Source organism: Flavonifractor sp. An52, from assembly GCF_002159385.1.
Taxonomy (GTDB): domain Bacteria; phylum Bacillota; class Clostridia; order Oscillospirales; family Oscillospiraceae; genus Flavonifractor; species Flavonifractor avicola.
The window spans coordinates 1-19,855 of record NZ_NFIB01000018.1 but is presented as its reverse complement, the minus strand read 5'-3'; the positions used below and the strand labels follow the sequence as shown (position 1 = coordinate 19,855).

18 protein-coding genes and 1 pseudogene are annotated in these 19,855 nt (G+C 58.9%); 6 read left to right on the top strand and 13 right to left on the bottom strand.

What is annotated here, in order from left to right:
* On the bottom strand, window positions 1-1,305 hold the full coding sequence (locus B5G06_RS08455; protein ID WP_087188642.1) for a VWA-like domain-containing protein: 1,305 nt from the start codon (window positions 1,303-1,305) through the stop codon (window positions 1-3).
* A 136-nt stretch (window positions 1,306-1,441) separates the two neighbouring features.
* Between B5G06_RS08455 and B5G06_RS08450 the strand changes: the two genes are divergently transcribed.
* Window positions 1,442-2,605, top strand: coding sequence for a helix-turn-helix transcriptional regulator (locus B5G06_RS08450; RefSeq protein ID WP_158094678.1), 1,164 nt, complete (start codon window positions 1,442-1,444; stop codon window positions 2,603-2,605).
* Between the two features lie 12 nt (window positions 2,606-2,617).
* On the opposite strand, the gene B5G06_RS08445 is transcribed toward B5G06_RS08450, so the two are convergent.
* On the bottom strand, window positions 2,618-4,393 hold the full coding sequence (locus B5G06_RS08445) for an AAA family ATPase (protein ID WP_087188640.1): 1,776 nt from the start codon (window positions 4,391-4,393) through the stop codon (window positions 2,618-2,620).
* A gap of 289 nt (window positions 4,394-4,682) precedes the next feature.
* Here B5G06_RS08445 and B5G06_RS08440 point away from each other — a divergent pair, with 289 nt between their 5' ends.
* From B5G06_RS08440 to B5G06_RS08430, 3 genes are read left to right on the top strand one after another with little or no spacing between them, the layout of a single operon-like run.
* Window positions 4,683-6,284, top strand: a complete 1,602-nt coding sequence (locus B5G06_RS08440) for an AAA family ATPase (protein ID WP_087188639.1) — start codon at window positions 4,683-4,685, stop codon at window positions 6,282-6,284.
* A gap of 21 nt (window positions 6,285-6,305) precedes the next feature.
* The gene (locus tag B5G06_RS08435) at window positions 6,306-7,658 is read left to right on the top strand and encodes an McrB family protein (protein ID WP_087188638.1); all 1,353 of its coding nucleotides are present in this window, start codon (window positions 6,306-6,308) and stop codon (window positions 7,656-7,658) included.
* A 15-nt stretch (window positions 7,659-7,673) separates the two neighbouring features.
* Window positions 7,674-9,050 (top strand): McrC family protein, encoded by a 1,377-nt coding sequence (locus B5G06_RS08430; protein WP_242955413.1) that lies wholly within the window; start codon window positions 7,674-7,676, stop codon window positions 9,048-9,050.
* Window positions 9,051-9,140: 90 nt separating this feature from the next.
* On the opposite strand, the gene B5G06_RS08425 is transcribed toward B5G06_RS08430, so the two are convergent.
* The 6 genes from B5G06_RS08425 to rplM form a co-directional block, all read right to left on the bottom strand.
* Entirely contained in the window at window positions 9,141-10,703 is a 1,563-nt protein-coding gene (locus B5G06_RS08425; protein WP_087188636.1) for a hypothetical protein, read from the bottom strand.
* Between the two features lie 48 nt (window positions 10,704-10,751).
* Complete coding sequence (locus B5G06_RS08420) at window positions 10,752-12,530, bottom strand: hypothetical protein (RefSeq protein ID WP_143382725.1); 1,779 nt, start codon at window positions 12,528-12,530, stop codon at window positions 10,752-10,754.
* 723 nt (window positions 12,531-13,253) lie between these two features.
* Window positions 13,254-13,568: a plasmid mobilization protein gene (gene mobC, locus B5G06_RS08415; RefSeq protein ID WP_143382724.1), complete on the bottom strand. Its 315-nt coding sequence runs from the start codon at window positions 13,566-13,568 to the stop codon at window positions 13,254-13,256.
* A 228-nt stretch (window positions 13,569-13,796) separates the two neighbouring features.
* Window positions 13,797-13,961, bottom strand: a complete 165-nt coding sequence (locus B5G06_RS14170; protein WP_186336281.1) for a hypothetical protein — start codon at window positions 13,959-13,961, stop codon at window positions 13,797-13,799.
* Between the two features lie 443 nt (window positions 13,962-14,404).
* Window positions 14,405-14,809: a 30S ribosomal protein S9 gene (gene rpsI, locus B5G06_RS08410; protein WP_087188633.1), complete on the bottom strand. Its 405-nt coding sequence runs from the start codon at window positions 14,807-14,809 to the stop codon at window positions 14,405-14,407.
* Between the two features lie 17 nt (window positions 14,810-14,826).
* Window positions 14,827-15,258 (bottom strand): 50S ribosomal protein L13, encoded by a 432-nt coding sequence (gene rplM / locus B5G06_RS08405; RefSeq protein WP_087188632.1) that lies wholly within the window; start codon window positions 15,256-15,258, stop codon window positions 14,827-14,829.
* 224 nt (window positions 15,259-15,482) lie between these two features.
* Between rplM and B5G06_RS08400 the strand changes: the two genes are divergently transcribed.
* Window positions 15,483-16,238 carry a tRNA lysidine(34) synthetase gene (locus tag B5G06_RS08400; protein WP_087188631.1) on the top strand — a complete coding sequence of 252 codons (756 nt, stop codon included), beginning with the start codon at window positions 15,483-15,485 and terminating at the stop codon, window positions 16,236-16,238.
* A 53-nt stretch (window positions 16,239-16,291) separates the two neighbouring features.
* Here B5G06_RS08400 and miaA read toward each other — a convergent pair whose 3' ends face one another.
* The 3 genes and pseudogenes from miaA to B5G06_RS08390 all read right to left on the bottom strand — a co-directional run bounded on the left by miaA (window position 16,292) and on the right by B5G06_RS08390 (window position 18,014).
* Window positions 16,292-17,236, bottom strand: a complete 945-nt coding sequence (gene miaA / locus B5G06_RS08395) for a tRNA (adenosine(37)-N6)-dimethylallyltransferase MiaA (RefSeq protein ID WP_343286359.1) — start codon at window positions 17,234-17,236, stop codon at window positions 16,292-16,294.
* Window positions 17,210-17,644, bottom strand: a pseudogene (locus tag B5G06_RS14385) (low molecular weight protein-tyrosine-phosphatase); the annotation flags it as partial. The pseudogene B5G06_RS14385 and the gene miaA, both read right to left, overlap by 27 nt.
* Window positions 17,645-17,744: 100 nt before the next feature.
* On the bottom strand, window positions 17,745-18,014 hold the full coding sequence (locus tag B5G06_RS08390; protein WP_204220778.1) for a translation initiation factor 2: 270 nt from the start codon (window positions 18,012-18,014) through the stop codon (window positions 17,745-17,747).
* Between the two features lie 133 nt (window positions 18,015-18,147).
* Between B5G06_RS08390 and sleB the strand changes: the two genes are divergently transcribed.
* A complete protein-coding gene (gene sleB / locus B5G06_RS08385) occupies window positions 18,148-18,807 on the top strand; it encodes a spore cortex-lytic enzyme (protein WP_087188629.1) in 660 nt (219 codons plus the stop codon).
* 27 nt (window positions 18,808-18,834) lie between these two features.
* Here sleB and thpR read toward each other — a convergent pair whose 3' ends face one another.
* Both thpR and B5G06_RS08375 read right to left on the bottom strand, forming a co-directional pair.
* On the bottom strand, window positions 18,835-19,362 hold the full coding sequence (thpR, locus tag B5G06_RS08380; protein WP_087188628.1) for an RNA 2',3'-cyclic phosphodiesterase: 528 nt from the start codon (window positions 19,360-19,362) through the stop codon (window positions 18,835-18,837).
* 54 nt (window positions 19,363-19,416) lie between these two features.
* Window positions 19,417-19,854, bottom strand: coding sequence for a stage V sporulation T C-terminal domain-containing protein (locus B5G06_RS08375; RefSeq protein ID WP_242955411.1), 438 nt, complete (start codon window positions 19,852-19,854; stop codon window positions 19,417-19,419).
* Window position 19,855 lies beyond the last annotated feature (1 nt).

Here is a 19,855-nt window from a genome sequence, read left to right as displayed (position 1 = left end):
TCATTTCTCCTCATTATACTCCAAATGGTGGATGCGGGCCCATGACGGCACATGGCCGCCCGCCACATCTCCGTATTCAACGTTCTCCTCCGGCGGGAGCAGCAGATGCACCGGGTAGTCCGGCGCTTTCCGCGGAAAGCTGCCCCAGCCGTCCGTCAGCAGGAGCAGTCCGCGCAGCGGACGCCCCCGCTTCTTTTGCCACCGCTCCGCCCAACGGAACAGGGCATGAAAGTCTGTGCCGCCTCCGCCGCGAAAGCGGTACGACCGCATAAGTGCTTCCCCGTCGATAGGAAACTGTTCCAGCACCTCTGCGGATCGGATCCGGGTGTCGCACTGTACCAGCGCCACCGCTCCCTTCCACCGTCCGTCCAGCTGGCCCAGGCACTGCAGGCACGCGCCGAGAAACTGTCTGGCCGTATCGTCACTGCACGAGCCGGAGGTGTCCACCGCCAGTACCACATCCCCCCGGCAGGCGGTTTCCCGCTCCTCCAGCGGTTCCACAATCGGGCAGTCATCCAACAGCTCCAAGCCCAACTGATAGAGGATTGGGTCATGCTCCTCCAGATTCTCTTCCGACGCATCGCTGACGGTACAGAGCTGTTCCATCAGTTCCCGATAGGGAAAGGCCTTTCCGTGGATCGGTAAGACAGACCGCTCCATAGCGACAGCCGCGGAAGCCCATTGACTGTTGCCGCTGTTTTGAAGATGTTCCATCATAGAGCGGCGCGCAAACTCCCATCGCTCCTCCAGCTCATCCTCCCGGCCCGCTTCCACAGGCTCCGGGATTCCACCCGTTTCCTCCGGAAGCCAGAGGCTGTGGTCATCCAGCGCCAGCGCTCCGCCATCCACCGCCCCATACCGCTCCATCAGCTCCTCCAGTCCCTTCGCTTTGGACAGCTCAAATTTCCCCGGCTTTTTATATATGGAAGCCGGCAGCTGAAGATGCTGAAGAATTTGATGTACCTGCAAGTCGGCAGCAACATCAAACCGCCGCCTTTGCGTCCGGTAGGCTCGGGCCTTGGTCACGTGCCCCATAACACAGTGCATCGTGATGTGCAGCAGTTGACGGATGGGTTGATTCTGCCCCGCCCGGTACTGCTCCACCAGCCAGGCTGGATCGTAATAGAGATTCCGTCCGTCGGTGGCCATCCCTCCTGTTCCTTCCACCGGGCAGTCTTCCAACAGATACAGCGCCGGCAAAAGGGGCGCTACCTTACCGAAAAGACGGCGGCGCAGATACTGGAGGATCTGCCGGGCGCTCTCCTCCACCGAAGGGGCGGTCAGGCCCTCTGTTTTCTTTGACATGCTGCACTTCCTCTCCCTTCTGTGCCTCCATCATACCAGGACGGCACGTCCAATTTCTGCGAGCCGGCACATTGCTGAACCATTTTTTCTATGCTATACTAAAATTCAATTCCCACCTTGCAAAGGAGATCTTGCCATGTCAGGCCACATGGATGCCCCCGCGGGTCCCGTCCGGCGCCGGGGCGATTACCATAAAAAATACGACACCATCGATGAAATCTACTGGGTATTGGAGCAGCAGGCCAAAGCCTTTTCACCGGAGACCGCCGTCAGTGTGAAAGAGCTTGCCGCACTGATGAAGCGCAGCGGCAATCTTGACAAGCCCCCGGCAGAACGGACCCTGTCCGAGCTGCTGGGACGCCTCTATCGTGACAACCTTTACGTCTGCTCAGATACCACCGCTGACCGCCACTTTCCGTGGAAACTGGAATGTGTCCTGCAGCGTACCTCCGGCAACGCCGTTTTTTATCAATCCTACGCCCAGTGGGAGCAGCACCACGCCGAGGGTCAGTCACCCAACCGGGCCCTGCGCTACTACCTCCAAAACGTGCTGACCCCCAGCGAGTGGAAGCTGTTCGCCGATATGGTGCAGGTCTATCCCTACATCAGCAGTGAGCAGTCCAAAAAATTCCTGCGGGTCCTTAACCGCATGAGCCACCATCCCGTGCTCCTGCTGGAAGATCAGCGCTATGCCTTCCGGCGCGACGGCACCTTGGACTTTTCCATTTTGGAGCAGCTGGACGACGCCATTCGCCGCAGTCGCCGCGTCAGCGTGGTCTATGGAGAATACCGCCTGCAGACCCATGGGGGGCGGCCGACCCCCCGCCTCCTTCCCCGGACGGAGTACAATCCCATGCAGCTGGAACCGTATGCCATGGTCTGGAGCAATGGCTACTACTACCTGGTGGGCCACCACCAGAAGCTGGGCCTGATGAATCTGCGGGTGGACCGCATGGTCTCCGTCACCGTCCTGGCGGAGCAGGCCAAACGTCCCCCTTCCTTTGACCCCACCCGGTACCGTGACAGCACCCCGGTGATGTACGCCGGTGTCCCGGAACACATTGTGTTGCGCTGCCGCACCAAGCTGCTCAACGTGGTGGTGGATTTTTTCGGCGCCTCCGTGCCCTTTTTCGACGTGACGGACGACCACTTTTCCGTTCACCTCCACATCGTTTCCGCGGGGGCAAAGCTGTTTATCCGGCAGTACCTTGACGGGGTGGAAGTATTGGAGCCGGCCTCCCTCCGGGCTGAGCTGGCGTGGGAACTGCGGGACGCCGCGGCCCGTCTGGAGGAGGACTGACCGCCCGGCCGTTCATCGAAAGCCGATGATCCCCTTGGTGCCACTCGTACCGCACGTTTCCGCACGCAGCTCTTCAATGGCGCCCCGGATGTCCTCGCTTTCCACCTGGCACAGGCTTTCCCGGTCCAGATGCTGGGCCTGGGCCAGCCGGCGTGCCATATGGACCTTGGTCCGGTCGGCCAGATTGCGGGCCTCCCGGCAGTTGCCGAAGGCCGGACTGCCCACCCTCTGTTCGAAATAGGCCGCAACCTGCCTGTTGGCCTCCTCCGGCAGACGATACCGCCCCTCCTCCAGAATAACACGGTACACCTGAGCCAGCTCCTCCGGCTGGAAATCTTCAAAAAAGATCTGGAACCCCACCCGGCTGCGGATGCCTGGATTGGACTCAAAAAAGGCCTCCATGGGACTGTACCGGCCCTTTTCGCCATAACCGCAAAAGATCACCAGCCGGTCCTCTCCATGCTCCTCCAGCTCCACACAGAGCTGGGCCAGCACCTCACTGGAATAGCTGTCGCCGCCCCGCACGCCGTCGGCCAGGGCGTAGGCCTCGTCGATCAGGAGTATCCCGTACTCCTGGAACAGCTTGTGTACCTTGGGCGCGGTATGGCCCACATATTCCCCTTTGAGTTGAACCGCACTGATGCTGAGCATCTCGGTTTTGTGCAGCAGTCCGGCCGTCTCCATCTGCGCACCCAGCCACTTGGCCCAGGTGGTTTTGCCCGTGCCGGGCGCCCCCAGAAAGGCCATGCAGTAGTGCAGCTTGTCCCGGGGCAAGCCAAACTCCTGCCGCCGCTTCTGCATGGTCATCTGCTGCACAATGCTCTCCAGCTGACGGCGCACCCGGTCCTGTCCCACCATCTGATGCTCCGTATCCTCCTCCCACTGCCGCCTCTCCCTGCATTGCATGGAGGAGAGAAAGGCAAAATCCTGGGGGCGCAGGGTCTTTCTCTTCCCGATATCCGCTGCGGCACAGACGGCATAGGACACCGCCTTGTGCAGCGTGGTATTCTCTGCGTCGCCCCGTACATGCTGGATTCTGCGGAGCAGCTCGGCCGGCTTCAGCCCGCGGCTCAGGCGGAGCCCCCGCTCCCACAGCAGCTGCTCCAGTACCTGCTGCTTATAGGGCGCATCGGGCGCCGGCGTCTCCACACAGATGGGGTGGCTTTCCAGCAGGAAGCCCATCTCCTCCATATGTGCCCTGCGCCTTTCCGCACTCATATTGTCCTGCCGCTCCAGATACCAGCAGATCAGAAGCCGCTCCCCCCGCATGCTCTCAATGCTGGAGACGATGCTTTTGCTGATATAGTCTATGCGGACGCAGAGTGGTGCCTGCCGGCAGAGCTGCCACCATGGCTCTTTGACGTCCTGGGCCCGCACCTGCTGATAGTGGAACACGCTAAAGGCATCCTCTTCTTCGTCGTTATCCAGCTGGTCGGCATCGATCACAGGCAGCCGCCATGTAAAATCCATCTGATCTCCGTCGGAGAAAAGCAGGGGCCGGTCCTCCTCTTCGTCATCATCCTCCAGCTCTGCCAGGCTCCGGTGGTAGGCGCCGATATAGAGGCAGGCCAGCTTGAGCTGCTCCTCGCTGGCGCCGTACAGCAGATAAAAACGCCGGTCCGGATCCAGCTCTTTCCGCAGCTGTGCCAGATGGGGCTGCCGTGCCAGCTCTCCCAGCACCTCTTCTGTTGTCATCTCCCCACCGTACTCCAGATAACTCACCTTTTGCTGCATCCAGACCTCATTTCCCTCTCTGGGGCAGAGCAGGCGAAAGGATTTGCGCACCATATCCACCGCACCTTTCTTTCTCTTGTTGTCCCCATTTTATCCATCGTACTGTGCGAACTTCTGCCAGCAGACAAATTTTGCACATTTTTCTGTGCCGCCGGTCTGATTGCCCTTGTACCGGAAAGCCAGCGCCCTCAATCCGAAAAATAGAAACGCCCTTTCATCGCCTGCATAAACCCAACTTTGCGCCAATAAAAAGTACTGGTTTCCCTGCCTTTGTGCCCAACTGATGCCGCAGACACCCGTTCCCGTCACCCACAGGGAAACCGCCTGAGGAGGAGAGTAAAACATGCGTCCGGAAGAGATTAGCCGCCAATATAGCGCTCTGATCCACAACCTGTGCGCCGATATAACCGATCCGATCCTGCTGAAAAAAATATGGGAGACATCGGACGACTATTTCCGCACTCTGGCACTGAGCATCTGGAAGAGCATCGGCATCGCTCCGTCGGCAGCCTGTGCGGAAACCTATGCTCTGCTGCATCTGGACAGGAATCCGTCGCCGGCGGTGCCCAGCCTGGCCCAGCTGCATGAGATGATATCGGCCGCTCCCACGCTGCAGGAACTGACGCCGCCCTATCTGGGGGAGCTGATCACGCTGGATCTGAAGGCCCTCTCCGGGCAGGAGCTATCCTCGGATGACCGCTTCACTCTGGAAAACCTCCTTGCACAGCTTGGGGAATCATCCGATACACACTCTCCCGCCAGTCTTACCTTCGTGACCAATTGCTCCACGCTGGCCCAAGGGCTGGCCGCCGTGCTCCAGGATCCATGCCCCGTCAGCGCCTTCAGCCAGATCGAAAACTATTGGGAGAAATTTTACACGTTCTGCCAGAACATGGGCGTCCAGGTCACACCTGAACATGAGCTGGAGCTGCTGATCCACTCCATGAACCGGCTGACAGAAGAGGATGTGGAGCGGACCATACGCCTGGTGCGCGGCGAAGAGTCCCCGGAGGAGGAGGAGACCCGCACCCTGCTGAACACGCGCAACAAAACGGCCATGGCCAGGGAGGCGGCAGAACAGGCAGCGGACAGGACTCCCACGCTGGAGGAGCTTCTGGCCCAGCTCCACGGCCTTTGCGGTATGGAGCGGGTAAAAAACGAGGTTCAGAACCAAATCGCCCGCACCAGGATGCAGAAACTCCGCCGGGAGCGTGGGAAACATGTGGACCCCAGCACACTGCACATGGCCTTCCTGGGCAACCCCGGCACCGGAAAAACCACCGTGGCCCGGCTGATCGGTCAGCTCTACCACGCCATTGGTGTGCTGCCCCAGGGCCAGCTGGTAGAGGTGGACCGTTCCGGTCTGGTGGCGGAATACATCGGCCACACAGAGCGAAAGACCCAGACCGCCATCAACCGCGCCATCGGCGGCGTGTTGTTCGTGGACGAGGCCTATGCGCTGGCCAGCCGCGGGGACAATGACTTTGGGCAGGAGGCCATCGAGGTCATCCTCAAAAATATGGAGGATCACCGTGAGGATCTGCTGGTCATCGTGGCCGGATATCCGGATAAAATGAAACAGTTTCTCCACTCCAATCCAGGCCTGGAAAGCCGCTTTAAAACCATTGTCCCCTTTGATGACTACACCGGCCCGGAACTGTTGGAGATCTTCTGCTCCTTCTGTGAGAAAGGCGAGTACATCCTCACGCCTCAGGCGTGGGAGCATGCCCGCTCATATTTCGAGCAGATGTACGCGGGCCGTGGCCCGAACTTCGGAAATGCCCGGGACGTGCGTAATTTCTTCGACTACGTACAGGATGCCAAGGCCCGGCGGGAATTCACCCTGCCGCCGGAGGCGTGCAACGACGAGATCACAGGAGAGGATATCCTGGCTGCTGTGACCAAAATGACAGCAGGCAGCAGATTCGTCGAGAGACACATTTAAAAGAAACCGGAGGCGTCATATATGGCAGACAGAGAAATATCCATCAGCAGTGCGGCAAAAAAATATGCCCAGTGCCTGCGCAGCTCCAGAAATATAATTTTTCATGGTGCGCCCGGCACCGGCAAAACCTACCTGGCCCGGCAGATCGCCGCCTTTATGATCTCCAACGGCAGACACTGCGACTATGATGCGCTCTCCGCGGAGCAGCAAAAACAGGTCGGCTTCGTGCAGTTTCACCCGGGCTACGATTATGTGGATTTTGTGGGCGGTCTGCGGCCCTGCATGGGCAAGGACGGCAGTTCCATGGCCTTTGTGCCCAGAGACGGCGTTTTCACCCGCTTTGTGAAGCAGGCCCAGGAGCATCCCTTTGCCCTCGGCGGCTCCATGGAGCGCCCCGAAATGAAGCGGCTGATGGTCCAATATCTGAAGGCTGCCCAACAGGATGGGCGTGTCCTGGAAACAAAGCAAAAACGGCCCTTTACCATTTGCCAGGTGGATGAGACCGCGGGCACCTTCGTGGTGGAACCCCGGTCAAACCAGGACGAAAAAACACTCCAGCCTGTGGCTCCACTTCAGTTTTCCGAACTGCTTACACTTCTGTTTGAGTATTTCAACCTTCCGGAAGACGACGACAAGAAGCAGAAGGAGTTCACAACGGTCAACTATATTGCCTCGCTCCTGCACCAAACCACAGCCAAAGGGAGCGGCTATCAGAAGCATTCCTACTATCTGCCCCTGCTGCAGCCCATCAAGGCCTATATAAACGACGAACAAAAGGCCGGCCGGACCACGATGCGGGAAAACCCCTTTGTCTTTATCATCGACGAGATCAACCGGGGGGAGATCTCCAAGATCTTCGGCGAGCTGTTTTTTGCCATTGATCCCGGCTACCGCGGCAAGGCCGGCGGCGTCATCACCCAGTATTCCACCCTCCTGCAGCCTGACGGAGAAACGGATGCCCCGCCAAAGAAATTTTACCTCCCTGAAAATCTCTATATCATCGGTACCATGAACGACATTGACCGCTCGGTGGACACCTTCGATTTTGCCATGCGCCGCCGCTTCCGCTTTCTGGAACTGAAGGCAGACGAGCACACGGAAATGCTGGACCAGCTGGAGCCCGCACAGGCTCAGACTGCCAGAGCGTGCATGAGAGCACTCAATACCGCCATTTCCCAGGTGGAAAATCTGAATGACCACTATCAGATCGGCGCTGCCTATTTTCTGAAGCTCAAGGAGTTGTCCTACGACTACGACGCCCTCTGGTCGGACTATCTGGCCCCGCTGCTCCAGGAATATGTCCATGGCCTGAACAATGAGGCAGAGATCCTGGGGGAGTTGAAGCGCCAGTATGATTCCGCCAGAACGGCCTGAGCCCGGTGAATGACCATGCTGCGCATCCAGGATAATTCAGCCCTCAGTGCCTCTGACGTTGAGTCACAGATCGGCACCCTTGCCGGGAAGATCTGCGGCAAAACCCTGCAGCAGCTGTCCGAAGAAGGGATTCTGATCTATCCGCATACCCTTAAAAAGTCTGATGAGCTCAAAGGGGCGTCCCATGTGCTGACCTACAGGGACGGCAAATACCAGACGGAAAACGTGATGGGATTTTTAGGCTGCGGAAGGGAGCGCCTGAACATTGTCTCCCGCTTTTCACCAAAGGTGGGCGCCGCTCCGGATGCCCCCGATCATTTCCTCCACTATCTGCTGGAGCGGGTGCTGGACATTCCCAGTGCGGTCACTCTGGAAACCAGCGCCAACCCGGATCAGCAAATCCTCCGTCTGCTGGCCCTTCTCTTTCCTGTCTATCTGCAGGCCGCTGTGCGCAAGGGTGTATTCAAAACCTACATCCACCGCACATACAACGACATGAATTTCAAAGGCTCCATGGACATTCCCCGCCACATCAGGCAGAATACCCCCTTTGTCGGCAACGTGGCCTATCATCGCCGGGAGCACTCCCACGACAACGCCGTCACCGAACTGGTACGCCATACCATTGAGTACATCCGCGCCAAGCCCTACGGCGGCGCCGTTCTCTCCGCCGTCCGCCCGGAGGTGGAACAGATTGTCTCGGCTACGCCGGGGTATCGGTTCCACGACCGGCAAAAGGTCATGACGGAAAACCGGAAAAAACCCCTGCGTCACGCCTACTATCACGAATATGGCGGCCTGCAGGCGCTCTGCCTGATGCTTCTCTCTGATCAGAAGACCGCCATCTCCAGCGGCTCCCGGCAGATGTACGGCATCCTCTTTGACGGTGCCTGGCTGTGGGAGGAATACGTCCACACCCTGATCCGCGATCATTTTTATCATCCCAGAAACACCGGCACCCACGGCGGTGGCCAGTGGCTCTTCCACCGGGATGGGGAGGACCAGCGGGACATCGGCCTGATCTACCCCGATTTCATCGGCAAGGACGCCGCCCATCCCGTCATCGCCGATGCCAAGTACAAGCCCATGAAAAATATCAGCAACAAGGACTATCTGCAGGTCCTCGCCTACATGTTCCGCTTTGACGCCAGGACCGGCTTCTTCCTCTACCCCCAGGCCACCTCCGCCGAGCCCGATCAGGTGCTCCGGCTCAACAAGGGATGCAGCTTTGTGCCGGGCTCGGTGGCGCCCAGAAAGGACATCTCCCTCACCAAGCACGGGCTGAAAATTGCGGTGGATGCCACCTCCTACCAAGATTTTTCCGAGAAAATGCGGGAACATGAGCGGGTGTTCCGGGAACTGCTGTGCCGGACCGGAACAGCAACGTCATAACATCAAGAGCATGAAAAAAGCCGGGCTTTGCCCGGCTTTTTTCATGCTCTTCACAGCTGCGCAAAATGGTGAGGGGTGTCTGACGTGGGCTCACCTGCCAAAGAGCCCACGCAGCAGTCCCTGTACGATGTCCCTGCCCTGGGGAACAAAGGTCTCAAAGATCCACTCGTCGTGGTGGTCACAGTACCAGTGGCAGTCCATCCCGTCGTCCAGCCCTACGCAGCTGCGCCATCCGCTTCCGAAATAGCGGCTGTAAAAGGTGCTGCCGGGGATACGCCCGGAGAGATAATCCTTGGCCAGGGACAGATCCCGCCGTATCTGCGGGGTATCGTGGATAGACAGCAGATCTTCCTCATAGCCGTAATACACCAAAGCATCCAGGGGACGGGGCTCCGTCTGCATGGCTAGAAACGCTTGCCAGTAGCACAGCACATCAATGGGCTCTTCCCCCATCTCATAGCAGCACTTGCCCGCCTGTGCGTAAAGATCATAGGCAGCGTCAAAAATATCATAGGTCTCTTCAATGCGCCGATACACCTGAAGCGCCTCGTCGTAGCACTCCTGTTCCATGAAAATATAGGCGCAGTCCAGCAGCAGCTCCCTGTTGTCGTCCTCCCTATTCCAGGCCAGCACAGCCCGGGCCACCGCCTCCGCGAAAGGAAGGTCGTCAAGCTGGTAGTCCGGACAGCGGCGGACTCCGCCCTGACACTCGATCATGCCGGAAAAAAGTCTGGAGGCCAGCTGTTGGATTCCGTTCGCGCTCAGCTCGCCCAGGCGACCCTGCTCGCACAGCGCCCGCCCGCAGGAGAGCGTACATTGGCCGGCGTGCTCAACGCAGATCCGGCAGAGTTCCAGATATTGCTGCGCATCGATGTCCTTATACGCTTCTACTACATCGTCCGCCCATTCCGCAGCCTTCCGGCCCTCTCCCAGCCGGTCATAGGCGCAGGCAAAAATATAGGACAATCCGTACATGGGCGACAGTGCCCACGCCTGTTCCGCCTTCCGGATGGCCGTCCGATTGTCTCCCGCATTCAGGGCGGCGAAGGCCTCGTTCATCAACGCCAGGTGGTCTCCCCGGTCAATCGCAGCCTGGCGGCGGGCCTCCTCCTGCCGCCGGGCCTGCTCCGCCGCAGCCCTGCGCCGGGCCTCTTCCTCCTGTCGGGCGCGCTCCGCCGCGGCCCTGCGCCGGGTCTCTTCCTCCTGCCTGGCACGCTCCGCCGCAGCCCTGCGCCGCTCCTCTTCCTGAAGCCGGGCTTCTTCCTGCCGTGCCTGCTCCGCGGCGGCGCGGCGGCGGGCTTCCGCCTGCCACTCCCGCTCGAGCTGCTCCCGGCAGGAGCGGATATACCAGTCGAAGCTCCCCTCGTCCAGTCCTCCGTCATACTCCTCCGGCGCATAGCGCTCCACAAATCCCCGGATCACGTCCCTGGACAGGGAGGGATAGCCCCGCCGGCCCCTCCCGTTGTGGAACCCGTAGCTGCGGGTCACCACCGAAATGGTCTGGGAGGCAAAGTCGTCGTAGTCGTCATAGATTTCTATGGCGATGTCCTTCTGTGTGGCTCCTTTGACCAGATATAAATATAAGATATCGGTCCTGTCCCGGTCACTGATGGATTGCAGCACCCGGCTGTCGTTTTCCGTCATACGGCCCATGTCTTCTCCTCCGTCCTTCTCTCAGCATTCAGCCTTCCGTATCTGCCTTTACTCCAGGGGGATCCGCCATATGAGATCAACGTCATTCGGACTGATTTCCACCATGCCCTGTCGGTCCAGATGCTCCACATACCAGCAGTTTTCCGGCAATACCCTGTTGAACCTCTTTTCTACCCAATCGAACGCACGCTGCCCATGTTCCACGGACACCTGCCCGGTCAGGAGCTTGTCATAGGCACAGGGCAGAACAAAGCGGTGCTTCTCCACGGAATACAGCCCCCACAGTCCCCCCAGGCAGACCTTGAACCGTTCTGAGTCGGCAGAGTCGATTTTATCATATTGCACCGCAAGGACATATTGCTCCCTTACCGGGTCATACACGCCTGTACGTCCGTACTGCTCCACGATCAGACAGTGGACGTCCGTGCGCCAACAGTGCAGAACGGTATGGCGCACATCGGTGAACGACGCAGGGGTAAGCATACTCTCCATCGCCCCCGGCCAGGAGGATATGCCGCTGATATAAAAGAAGTGATCCCCAAACGTTCGTTGTGCATAATAATGGATGTGCTCACGTTCAAAGAGCCACACCACTTTTCTCTTCCATTCCACCCCATGGGGAAAAAGCATGTCACTGATCATGGTCTCAGCCAGGTACTCCGCCCCCCATAGAACATAGGGTATGGCGGTATTGCTGCTTTGCAGCACGTGTCCATCCCATGTAAAGTTGAAACAGGAGGCCTCCCCGTCGTTCTCTTCATCCGGAGCGGCGACATCCACCCACTGGATCGACACCGTGGGCTTTGTGATGTCCAGCACATAGCACAGCCGATAAAGCTCCGTGCCCGTCAGCCACACCGCGATCTGGGCGTGAGGCGACAGAGGCGGAAGCGCATCAAAAATGGCGGGAGGACATTCCTGAAGGCCAAGGAGACGCAGCGTACGGGCATACAGACGCTCCATGGAATAGAGCACCCATTGCTTATTCTCCTCGGCGGCTGTCCACGGCATAAAGGGATCTTCCTCCTTGCTCTGCATCAGGGAGCCCAATACCCAAAGATCGTCACAGCGCCGCTCCCATCTGTCCTCATCCTCCTGCACCACGCTCTCATGGGCCAGCAGCCTGCCTTCCTTGGTAAAGAGGATCTCATCCATACGGGGAGAAAGGACCTGGCTGAAGTCGGGGTTGATATAGCCCCACTTATCCCCGTCCGCCTCCAGCTTGTAGCGGTAGCCGCCGTGGAACGCGGTCTTCTCAGACGGTTCCTCCCAGTCATCGTCTTCCTGCTCCGGAGAGAAGGTCAGCTTTTCACAGACCGCCAGCTCACGAATGCTCAGACTGGGATCATCGCTGCAGAGCAATTCGATACATTTTCCCTGCGCTTCACTATAAATACGCCATATATTGCCACCATCCACCTGTATCATTACACACTTTCCCGGCGGCTGCGACAGCCTTCCGCACGCGCAAAAAACCAGATCCTCTTCCTCCTGCACCTCGTCGGCCGGGCCGGCGGGATCTGCTTCTTTCATAACTTCTGCATCGCTGCCGTCCAACTCCTTCAGCACAACGCCAGCCGGATCAAAGTCCTCTGCGGCGTTGGTCCACCCGGCAATTCCCGCAAGGATGGACAGCAGCACCGTGGGAGCGCCGTTGTTGGTCTTGAGGTAAAACCGCTGGGTGCCGGCGATAGGGCGCACCCCCTGCTTGGCCGCCTTGGGGTCCTCGGTGAGACAGGTCTGCCCCGTCTCCAGCAGCTCGGCCAGCAGTTCTTCTCCTCCCAGCTGATACAGGCGGTCATACAGGGCGCGATGGTTTTTGAGCATGGTCTCCTGTTCAAAATCCAAAAAATTGAACACACCATTGTTGTCTCGCAGGGAAAAGCCGTGATTTGCCAGTGCAATGCGCAGTTTTTTATCTTTTAAAACAGTTTGTAGTGGGAATTCCATAAATTCTCCTCCATTGATCAGACTAGATTGAGCTTACTTCCCGCAGAATCCGGCAGCGGTCTGTTGTACATAGCTTCATTATATCCAATGTCAAAATATGTGGCAAGCATTACACCGTCAGTTAAACTTCGGAATTTACACCAATGCCTTTCTAATTCAATTGTACCCTTCATCGACATGATTGAACAAACTTCCAAAAAATTTGACAGCAATGATCCAGCCAATCCTTACAATGCGGACCTGTATCAATTTCTGGAGCAATACGCTTTGCAGCGACATGGCCCAGAGACACAAAAAAGCAGGAGATACGCTCCTTGGGGAACGATCTCCTGCTTTATTTTCGCTTGCAATTTTTGTTCCTTGCATACTTCTTACAGAACAAAATGGAACACGTTTCTGGAACGCTTGGTAGTGTCAAGAATTTTTCGCACTTTAGTTCGCAGACTCTTTTGTAAATGAAGTCAGACAGCAATGGAGATATCCTCAACGGCGGCCTCCACCTTCTTGGTGGATTCCTTCGGCTTCATAGCGTGCAGTTCTTCCACCATAGTTTACAAGTGGGTATGATTTGTACCTATCTTGCTGTATTGCTAAATATTTTCAGCGTGTTTCAGGCGGATTAGGATCAAACTTTGCCCAGCACCAGAGACGATTCAGATCCCGGTGAAGTTCTGCCAGTTGCTCCACACTGACTGGCGTACCCCGATTGGCGGCCCAGGTCAGTTGATTCAGATTATTGCCAATGGCGTTCAGCTCCCGGTAAACCTGTAACACTGCCTCAGTGGGGCGCTCCCTGACCTCCAGGCCGGCAATCAAGGAACGGATCAATGCACTGGTGGAAAGGCCGCTGCGCCGCTGCTGCTCCTTCATGTGGGCGTAGTCTTTCTCGCTCAACATCACGTGCAGTTGATGCAAAAATATTCACCTTCTTCCTGCTGCTATGCACCGGGGTTTCAGGGGTATCCCCTGACAAGTGCGTTTTTGTACAAAAATGCTATGCTTGCAAAAACAGCGGCGCAGCCGCTGTGTATCACTACCGGGCCGAGAAAAGAATTCATGAAAGCGGTAGGTTAGGCATGAAAAAAAGCCGTCTACTCTATGAAAGAATAAACGGCTTGATTCAGACGGAACAATATGTAGTTTTCAAATTCTCTTGACAGGGGCGCACATGACTTTGAGCAAAAGATCATCCACGCAGCCGGTGTCCCGATTTTCCCGCAGCAGAGTGTTCCGCAGACGATTCAGGCTCTGGATCACAATGCTGTTTTCAGCAGGGGTGAGGGTTATCTTGAACTTCTGTTTCCACATAGTGCAGTCCTCCTTTTCGCCTTCATTGTATCTGCTCAAAGATGTGCAGCGCAAATGTGCGAGCATTCGCCAGCCTCAGGGGGGTTGGATACTGTGAGGGAAGGAAAGATAAACTGTATTCGGTTTGGTCAAATCCTGACAAATCAGGCCAGCTCTTTCAAAAGGAAAACCATAAAGAAAGGCTCCTAAAACGAGGGACAAAAGGCAAGGCAAAAGCACCTCGAAAACGGCTCGATTCGGGCTCCTGATTATCCTATTTTTTAATCATAAAGGGGGGCAAAATGCTCAATTATCCTATTTTTAATCAAGAAAAACAGGGTCAGAACAGTTCAAATCCTGCCAGAAACAGACAAAGGGAAACAGAAGATGCGAAATAGAAAAACCCCGAAAAACCGCAGTTTTTCGGGGTTTTTGAGCATCTTTGAACCAGTTTGAAACGCCAATCAGCGCTTGCTGAACTGGGGAGCCCGGCGGGCAGCCTTCAGGCCGTATTTCTTACGCTCCTTCATACGAGGATCGCGGGTCAGGAAGCCGGCGGCCTTCAGGGCAGCGCGGTACTCGGGGTTGACCTGCAGCAGGGCACGGGCGATGCCGTGACGGATGGCGCCGGCTTGGCCGGTCACGCCGCCGCCGGTAACGGTGGTCTCGATGTCCACCTTGCCCAGGGTGTCGGTGGTGGCCAGAGGCTGACGCACGATCAGCTTCAGGGTCTCCAGGCCGAAGTAATCGTCGATATCACGGCCGTTGATGGTGATAGCACCAGTGCCGTTGGGGAACAGATGCACGCGGGCCACGGAGGACTTCCGGCGGCCGGTGCCATACAGATAAGGCTTCTTGCTCTTATACATTCCTTTGTACCTCCTGCTTAGTTGGCCGCCCAGGCTTCGGGCTTCTGGGCGTTGTGGGGATGCTCGGCGCCGCGGTAGATGTGCAGGCGGGACAGAGAATCCTTGGTGATGATGTTGCGGGGCATCATGCCGCGGATGGCCACACGCATGGCCAGCTCGGGCTTCTGCTGCATCAGCAGGCGGTAGGGGGTCTCCTTCAGGCCGCCCACCCAACCGGAGTGGGTGCGGTAGTACTTCTGCTCCAGCTTCTTGCCGGTCAGAACGGCCTTCTCGGCGTTGACGACCACGACGAAGTCGCCGCAGTCAGCGTGAGGAGTATACTCGGGCTTGTGCTTGCCGCGCAGCAGGTTGGCCGCGGTAGCGGCAGTCTTGCCCAGGGGCTTACCAGCCGCATCGAGGATATACCACTTGCGGACGATGTTCCCCTTGTTGGCCATAAAAGTGGACATGGTGAAACCTCCAATTTTGATGATATCTTAAAAAATATGTCTAAACAGAATACAGGCCCCAATCTTTACGATTGGAGCGTTTTGTATTATAATACCTTGACTGCAGAGTGTCAACACGTTTTCCGATTTTTTTAAATAGAAAAAGTGTATGCTCTTGAAATCACGCGATATCTCTTGTTTTCTCTTGAATACTCCATTTCGATTTTCAATTTTTTGAGGTGCCTATGAACAAGATTTTGAGCTATGTCCGCCGCTGTGTGGAGGATTACGACATGATCCAGGCCGGAGACCGCATTGCCGTAGGGGTGTCCGGCGGCAAGGATTCCCTGGTGCTGCTCACCGCTTTGGCCCGGTTGCGGGAGTTCTATCCCAAGCCCTTTACTGTGGAGGCCTACACTCTGGATATGGGCCATGTGGACGGAGGCGAGGGGATGGACTTTGCCCCGGTGGCCGCCTACTGTGAGCAAATTGGCGTGCCCTTTACTCTGCTGCCCTCCGAGATCCACCACATCATCTTTGACCTGCGGAAGGAGAAGAACCCCTGCTCCATGTGCGCCAAGATGCGCCGGGGCGCCCTCCATAACGCCATCAAGGAGCGGGGCATCAGCAAGATCGCCCTGGGCCACCACTTTGACGATGCGGTGGAGACCTTCTTCCTGTCTCTGTTCTACGAGGGACGGCTGTCATGCTTCCAGCCGGTGACCTGGCTGGACCGGATGGGCATCAGCCAGATCCGGCCCATGCTCTACTGTGGGGAGGGGCTTATCCGCAACGCCGCCGAGCGCAACCACCTGCCGGTGGTGTTCAACCCCTGCCCCGCCGACGGCTACACCAAGCGGCAGGAGGTCAAGGAGCTGATCCACACTCTGGACCAGCAGTACCCCGGCCTGAAGAGCCGGGTGTTCGGGGCTATGCAGGGCCTGCCCCTGCCCGCCTGGGGGCCGGTGGAGCACCGCCGGGTACCCCTGCCCGAGGGATAAGATCCAAACGTAAAACAGCCGCTGCGGAAGCTTCCGCAGCGGCTGTTCTGTTGTTACGGCTCGTTTAAAAATTGTTCCACCGCCCGGACGGCCTGGGTGAGGAAATCCCCCTCCATGTCCAGCCACAGCACGTCGCGGTCCCGGTTGAACCACTGGACCTGCCGCTTGGCAAAGCGCTTGATGGCCCGGCCCAGCTCGTCCTTCAGAGCCTCCAGAGAGGGGATCTCCCCCTTCAGGTAGCGGAGGATGTAGCGGTACTCCAGCCCCAAGCCCTCCAGGAATTCGTCGGTGGCTCCAGCTTGGCGCAGACCGGCCACCTCCTCGATCATACCCGCGTCAATGCGGGCCTGGAGCCGGTCGTCAATGCGCTGGCACACTTTGTCCCGGGGGAAGTTTACCCCCAGCAGCAGGCAGCGGTAGCGGGGATGGGCCTGAGGTGCCTCCCAGCCGTCGGCCAGAGCCTTCTCCACTGAGCGCACCAACCGCTGGTGGTTGTTCTCCTCCCCGTTGGCCAGGGTGACCCCCGTCTTCTCCCGCAGGATAGCGTACAGTTCCGCGGCGGTCTTGCCCTCCAGCTCCGCCCGCAGGGCGGGGTCGGGGGTGGCATCGGTGAAGGCAAAGCCCTCGGTTACAGCCCGGACGTACAGCCCGGAGCCTCCCACCAGGAAGGGCACCTTCCCCCGCGACAGAATGTCGTCGATAGCGGCGTAGGCCCCCACCTGGAAGTCGGCCACCGAGTAGGGCTGGTTGGGGGCCACCACGTCCAGCATATGGTGGGGCACACCGTCCATCTCCTCCTTGGTCACCTTGCCCGTGCCCAGGTCCAGGCCGGTGTACACCTGCCGGGAGTCGGCGGACACGATTTCACCGCCAAAGCGCTTGGCCAGCTCCACCCCCAGGCCGCTCTTGCCGCAGGCGGTGGTGCCCAGCACTACCACCAGCTTGGGCAGCTTCTCCCTGGTCAGGGCGGCCAGCAGGGCGGAGCAGCCGGCGTGCACATCCCGCCAGGTGGCCTCAAAGTCGCCGGAGTACCAGGGATCGGAGATGTCACGGTCCTCCCCAATATAGGACAGCAGGGCCTTGACCTTGCCGTCCGGATCGCCGCCAAAGAGCCGGCGCATATTCCGCAGGTTGGCGCTGTCCATGCCCAGGAACAGGTCCCATCGGCCGTAATCCGCCGCCGTCAGCTGGCGGGCGGCGTGGCCGGAGCAGCTGATGCCATGTTCGGCCAACTTCCGCCGGGCGGGGGGGTAGACCGGGTTGCCGATCTCCTCGGCGCTGGTGGCGGCAGAGGCAATGGTGAACTGATCCTCCAGCCCCGCCTTTTTGACCAGATCCTTCATGACAAACTCAGCCATAGGGCTGCGGCAGATGTTGCCGTGACATACAAAAAGCAGTTTTTTCATGCTGTCCTCCCGGGGGCGGCGTAACTGCGCCGCAATGTAAACCCATTCTACCACATTTTCGGCCTGAAAAAAAGCAGGCGCGTTTCCGCGCCTGCCGTGTTTACAGCAGAATAGCCAGCAGCCAGCATACCGTGGCCCCCAGGGCACCGCCGGCGGCATACACCGGGGCGGGGATCTTCCGGCATACCCGCCGCCAGCCGGAGGAGCGCTTGAGGTAGCCGTCGGCCGCCCGGCGGGCCTCCTGGAGCACCGCCTCGGCGGAGGCCCCCTTGCCGAAGGCGTCCTCCTTCACGATAAAAATGGCCTGTTCAAAAAATCGGGGGTCGGGGGATTTTACCACAATGACCTGCCGGGATACGCCCTGTACCACCTGCCCACATCCTTTCCTGTTTTGTACCAGTATTTCCAAAAACCACTGGCCCTATGCAGGCAGGAAGGGATTGGCGTACATAACCGGCCCGCTGCCGCCGTACACTACCTCCAGTGAGATTGGAGGGGTAGGTATGAACAGACGCAGGCGCATCGCGGCACTGGCTCTGGTGTTCGCGGTCAACATTTCCCTCATCGCCTTTGCCCAGCAGGCCCAGGCGGCCACCTACCGGCAGGGCTCCAGCGGGGAGCAGGTGCGGGTGATCCAGACCAAACTGAAGAACTGGGGCTACTACGACGGGGCGGTGGACGGGGTATTCGGCAGTCAGACCACCCAGGCGGTGAAGTATTTTCAGCGGAAAAACGGCCTGACCGCCGACGGCATCGTGGGACCCGCCACCCTGAAGGCCCTGGGGATGTCGGGCGGGGGTTCGCCTGCCCAGGATACCAGCGTGGATCTGCTGGCCCGGGTGATCTCGGCGGAGGCCCGGGGGGAGCCCTACAGCGGCCAGGTGGCGGTGGGGGCGGTGATCCTCAACCGGGTGGAGCACCCCTCCTTCCCCAACACCATTGCCGGGGTGGTGTACCAGCCGGGGGCATTCACCTGCATGGTGGACGGCCAGTTCAATGAGCCGGTGGCGGAATCGGCAGTGCGAGCGGCCCGGGACGCCCTTAACGGGGTGGACCCCAGCGGCGGGGCCATCTATTATTTCAACCCCGCCACCGCCACCAGCAGCTGGATCTGGAGCCGGCCTCTCATCCTCCAGATCGGCAACCATCGATTCTGTGCCTGAGCGCGGGCGGCCTCCGCCCGCTACATATCAAAGGGCCGCCCGGTACAGAGGCAAGTAGCGCAGCACGCCGTCCACCCGCTCCGAGGAGAAGAGGGTGAGCCGGTTTACCTCTGTTTCCAGGGTGGGGAAAAGTCCGGGGATGGTAAGGGGCTCCAGCCCGGCGGGAGAGCGCACCTTCCGGGCCAGGGTGATGTGGGGGCGATAGGGCCGCCGTTCCGGGGAAAAACCGGCCTCTCTCAGGGCGGCCTCCAGCTGCCGCTGGGCGGTCATCAGGCCGGGGAGGGGCTCCGCTCCCAGCCACCAGATATCCCCGCCCTTTTTGGAAAAACAGCCGGGAGAGGCGGAGCGGAGGGCAAAGGGGGGCGCGTCCACCTGGTCCAGGGCGGCGGCAGCTGCCTCCGCCCGGTCGGTCTCCCCCAGAAAGACCAGTGTGAGATGATAGTTGTCCCGCCGGGTGAAATTGGCCCGCACCCCGGCCTTCTTCAGCGCGGCGGCCCCCCGGTCCAGCGCTTCGCGCCAGACGGTTGGCAGCTCCACGCCCAGAAACAGACGCATAAAGACCGCCTCCTTTGCCCACAGTATAGCAAAGGAGGCGGTCTGTTACAAGGGTCAGGGCTCCATGTGGCGGCCCAGGAAGCCGGCGATGGTCTGAACCAGCTTGTACTGGGTTTCGCTGCCGTGGAGAGCTCCCTCGGTACCGGCAAAGAGTACGCAGCCCAGCACATCCCCTTCCGAGAGGATAGGGGCGGCGCAGGACACCAGATAGGCGTCGTTGCCCTCGCACACGGGGATGGGAGCGGAGCCCTCCTTGTGTTGGTAGATCTGGCGGCCCTCCATGATCTGCTCCAGGGCGGGAGAGATCTGCTTGTCGGCCAGATCCCGCCGTCCGCTGCCGGCCACGGCGATGCAGCTGTCCCGGTCGGTGATGACAGCAATCTCGCCGGTGGTCTTGTTCAGGGTCTCGCACATATGGCCGGCAAAGTCCCCCAGCCCGCCCATGAGGGAGTACTTTTTAAAGATGACGCCGCCGTCCTTGTCGGTGTAGATC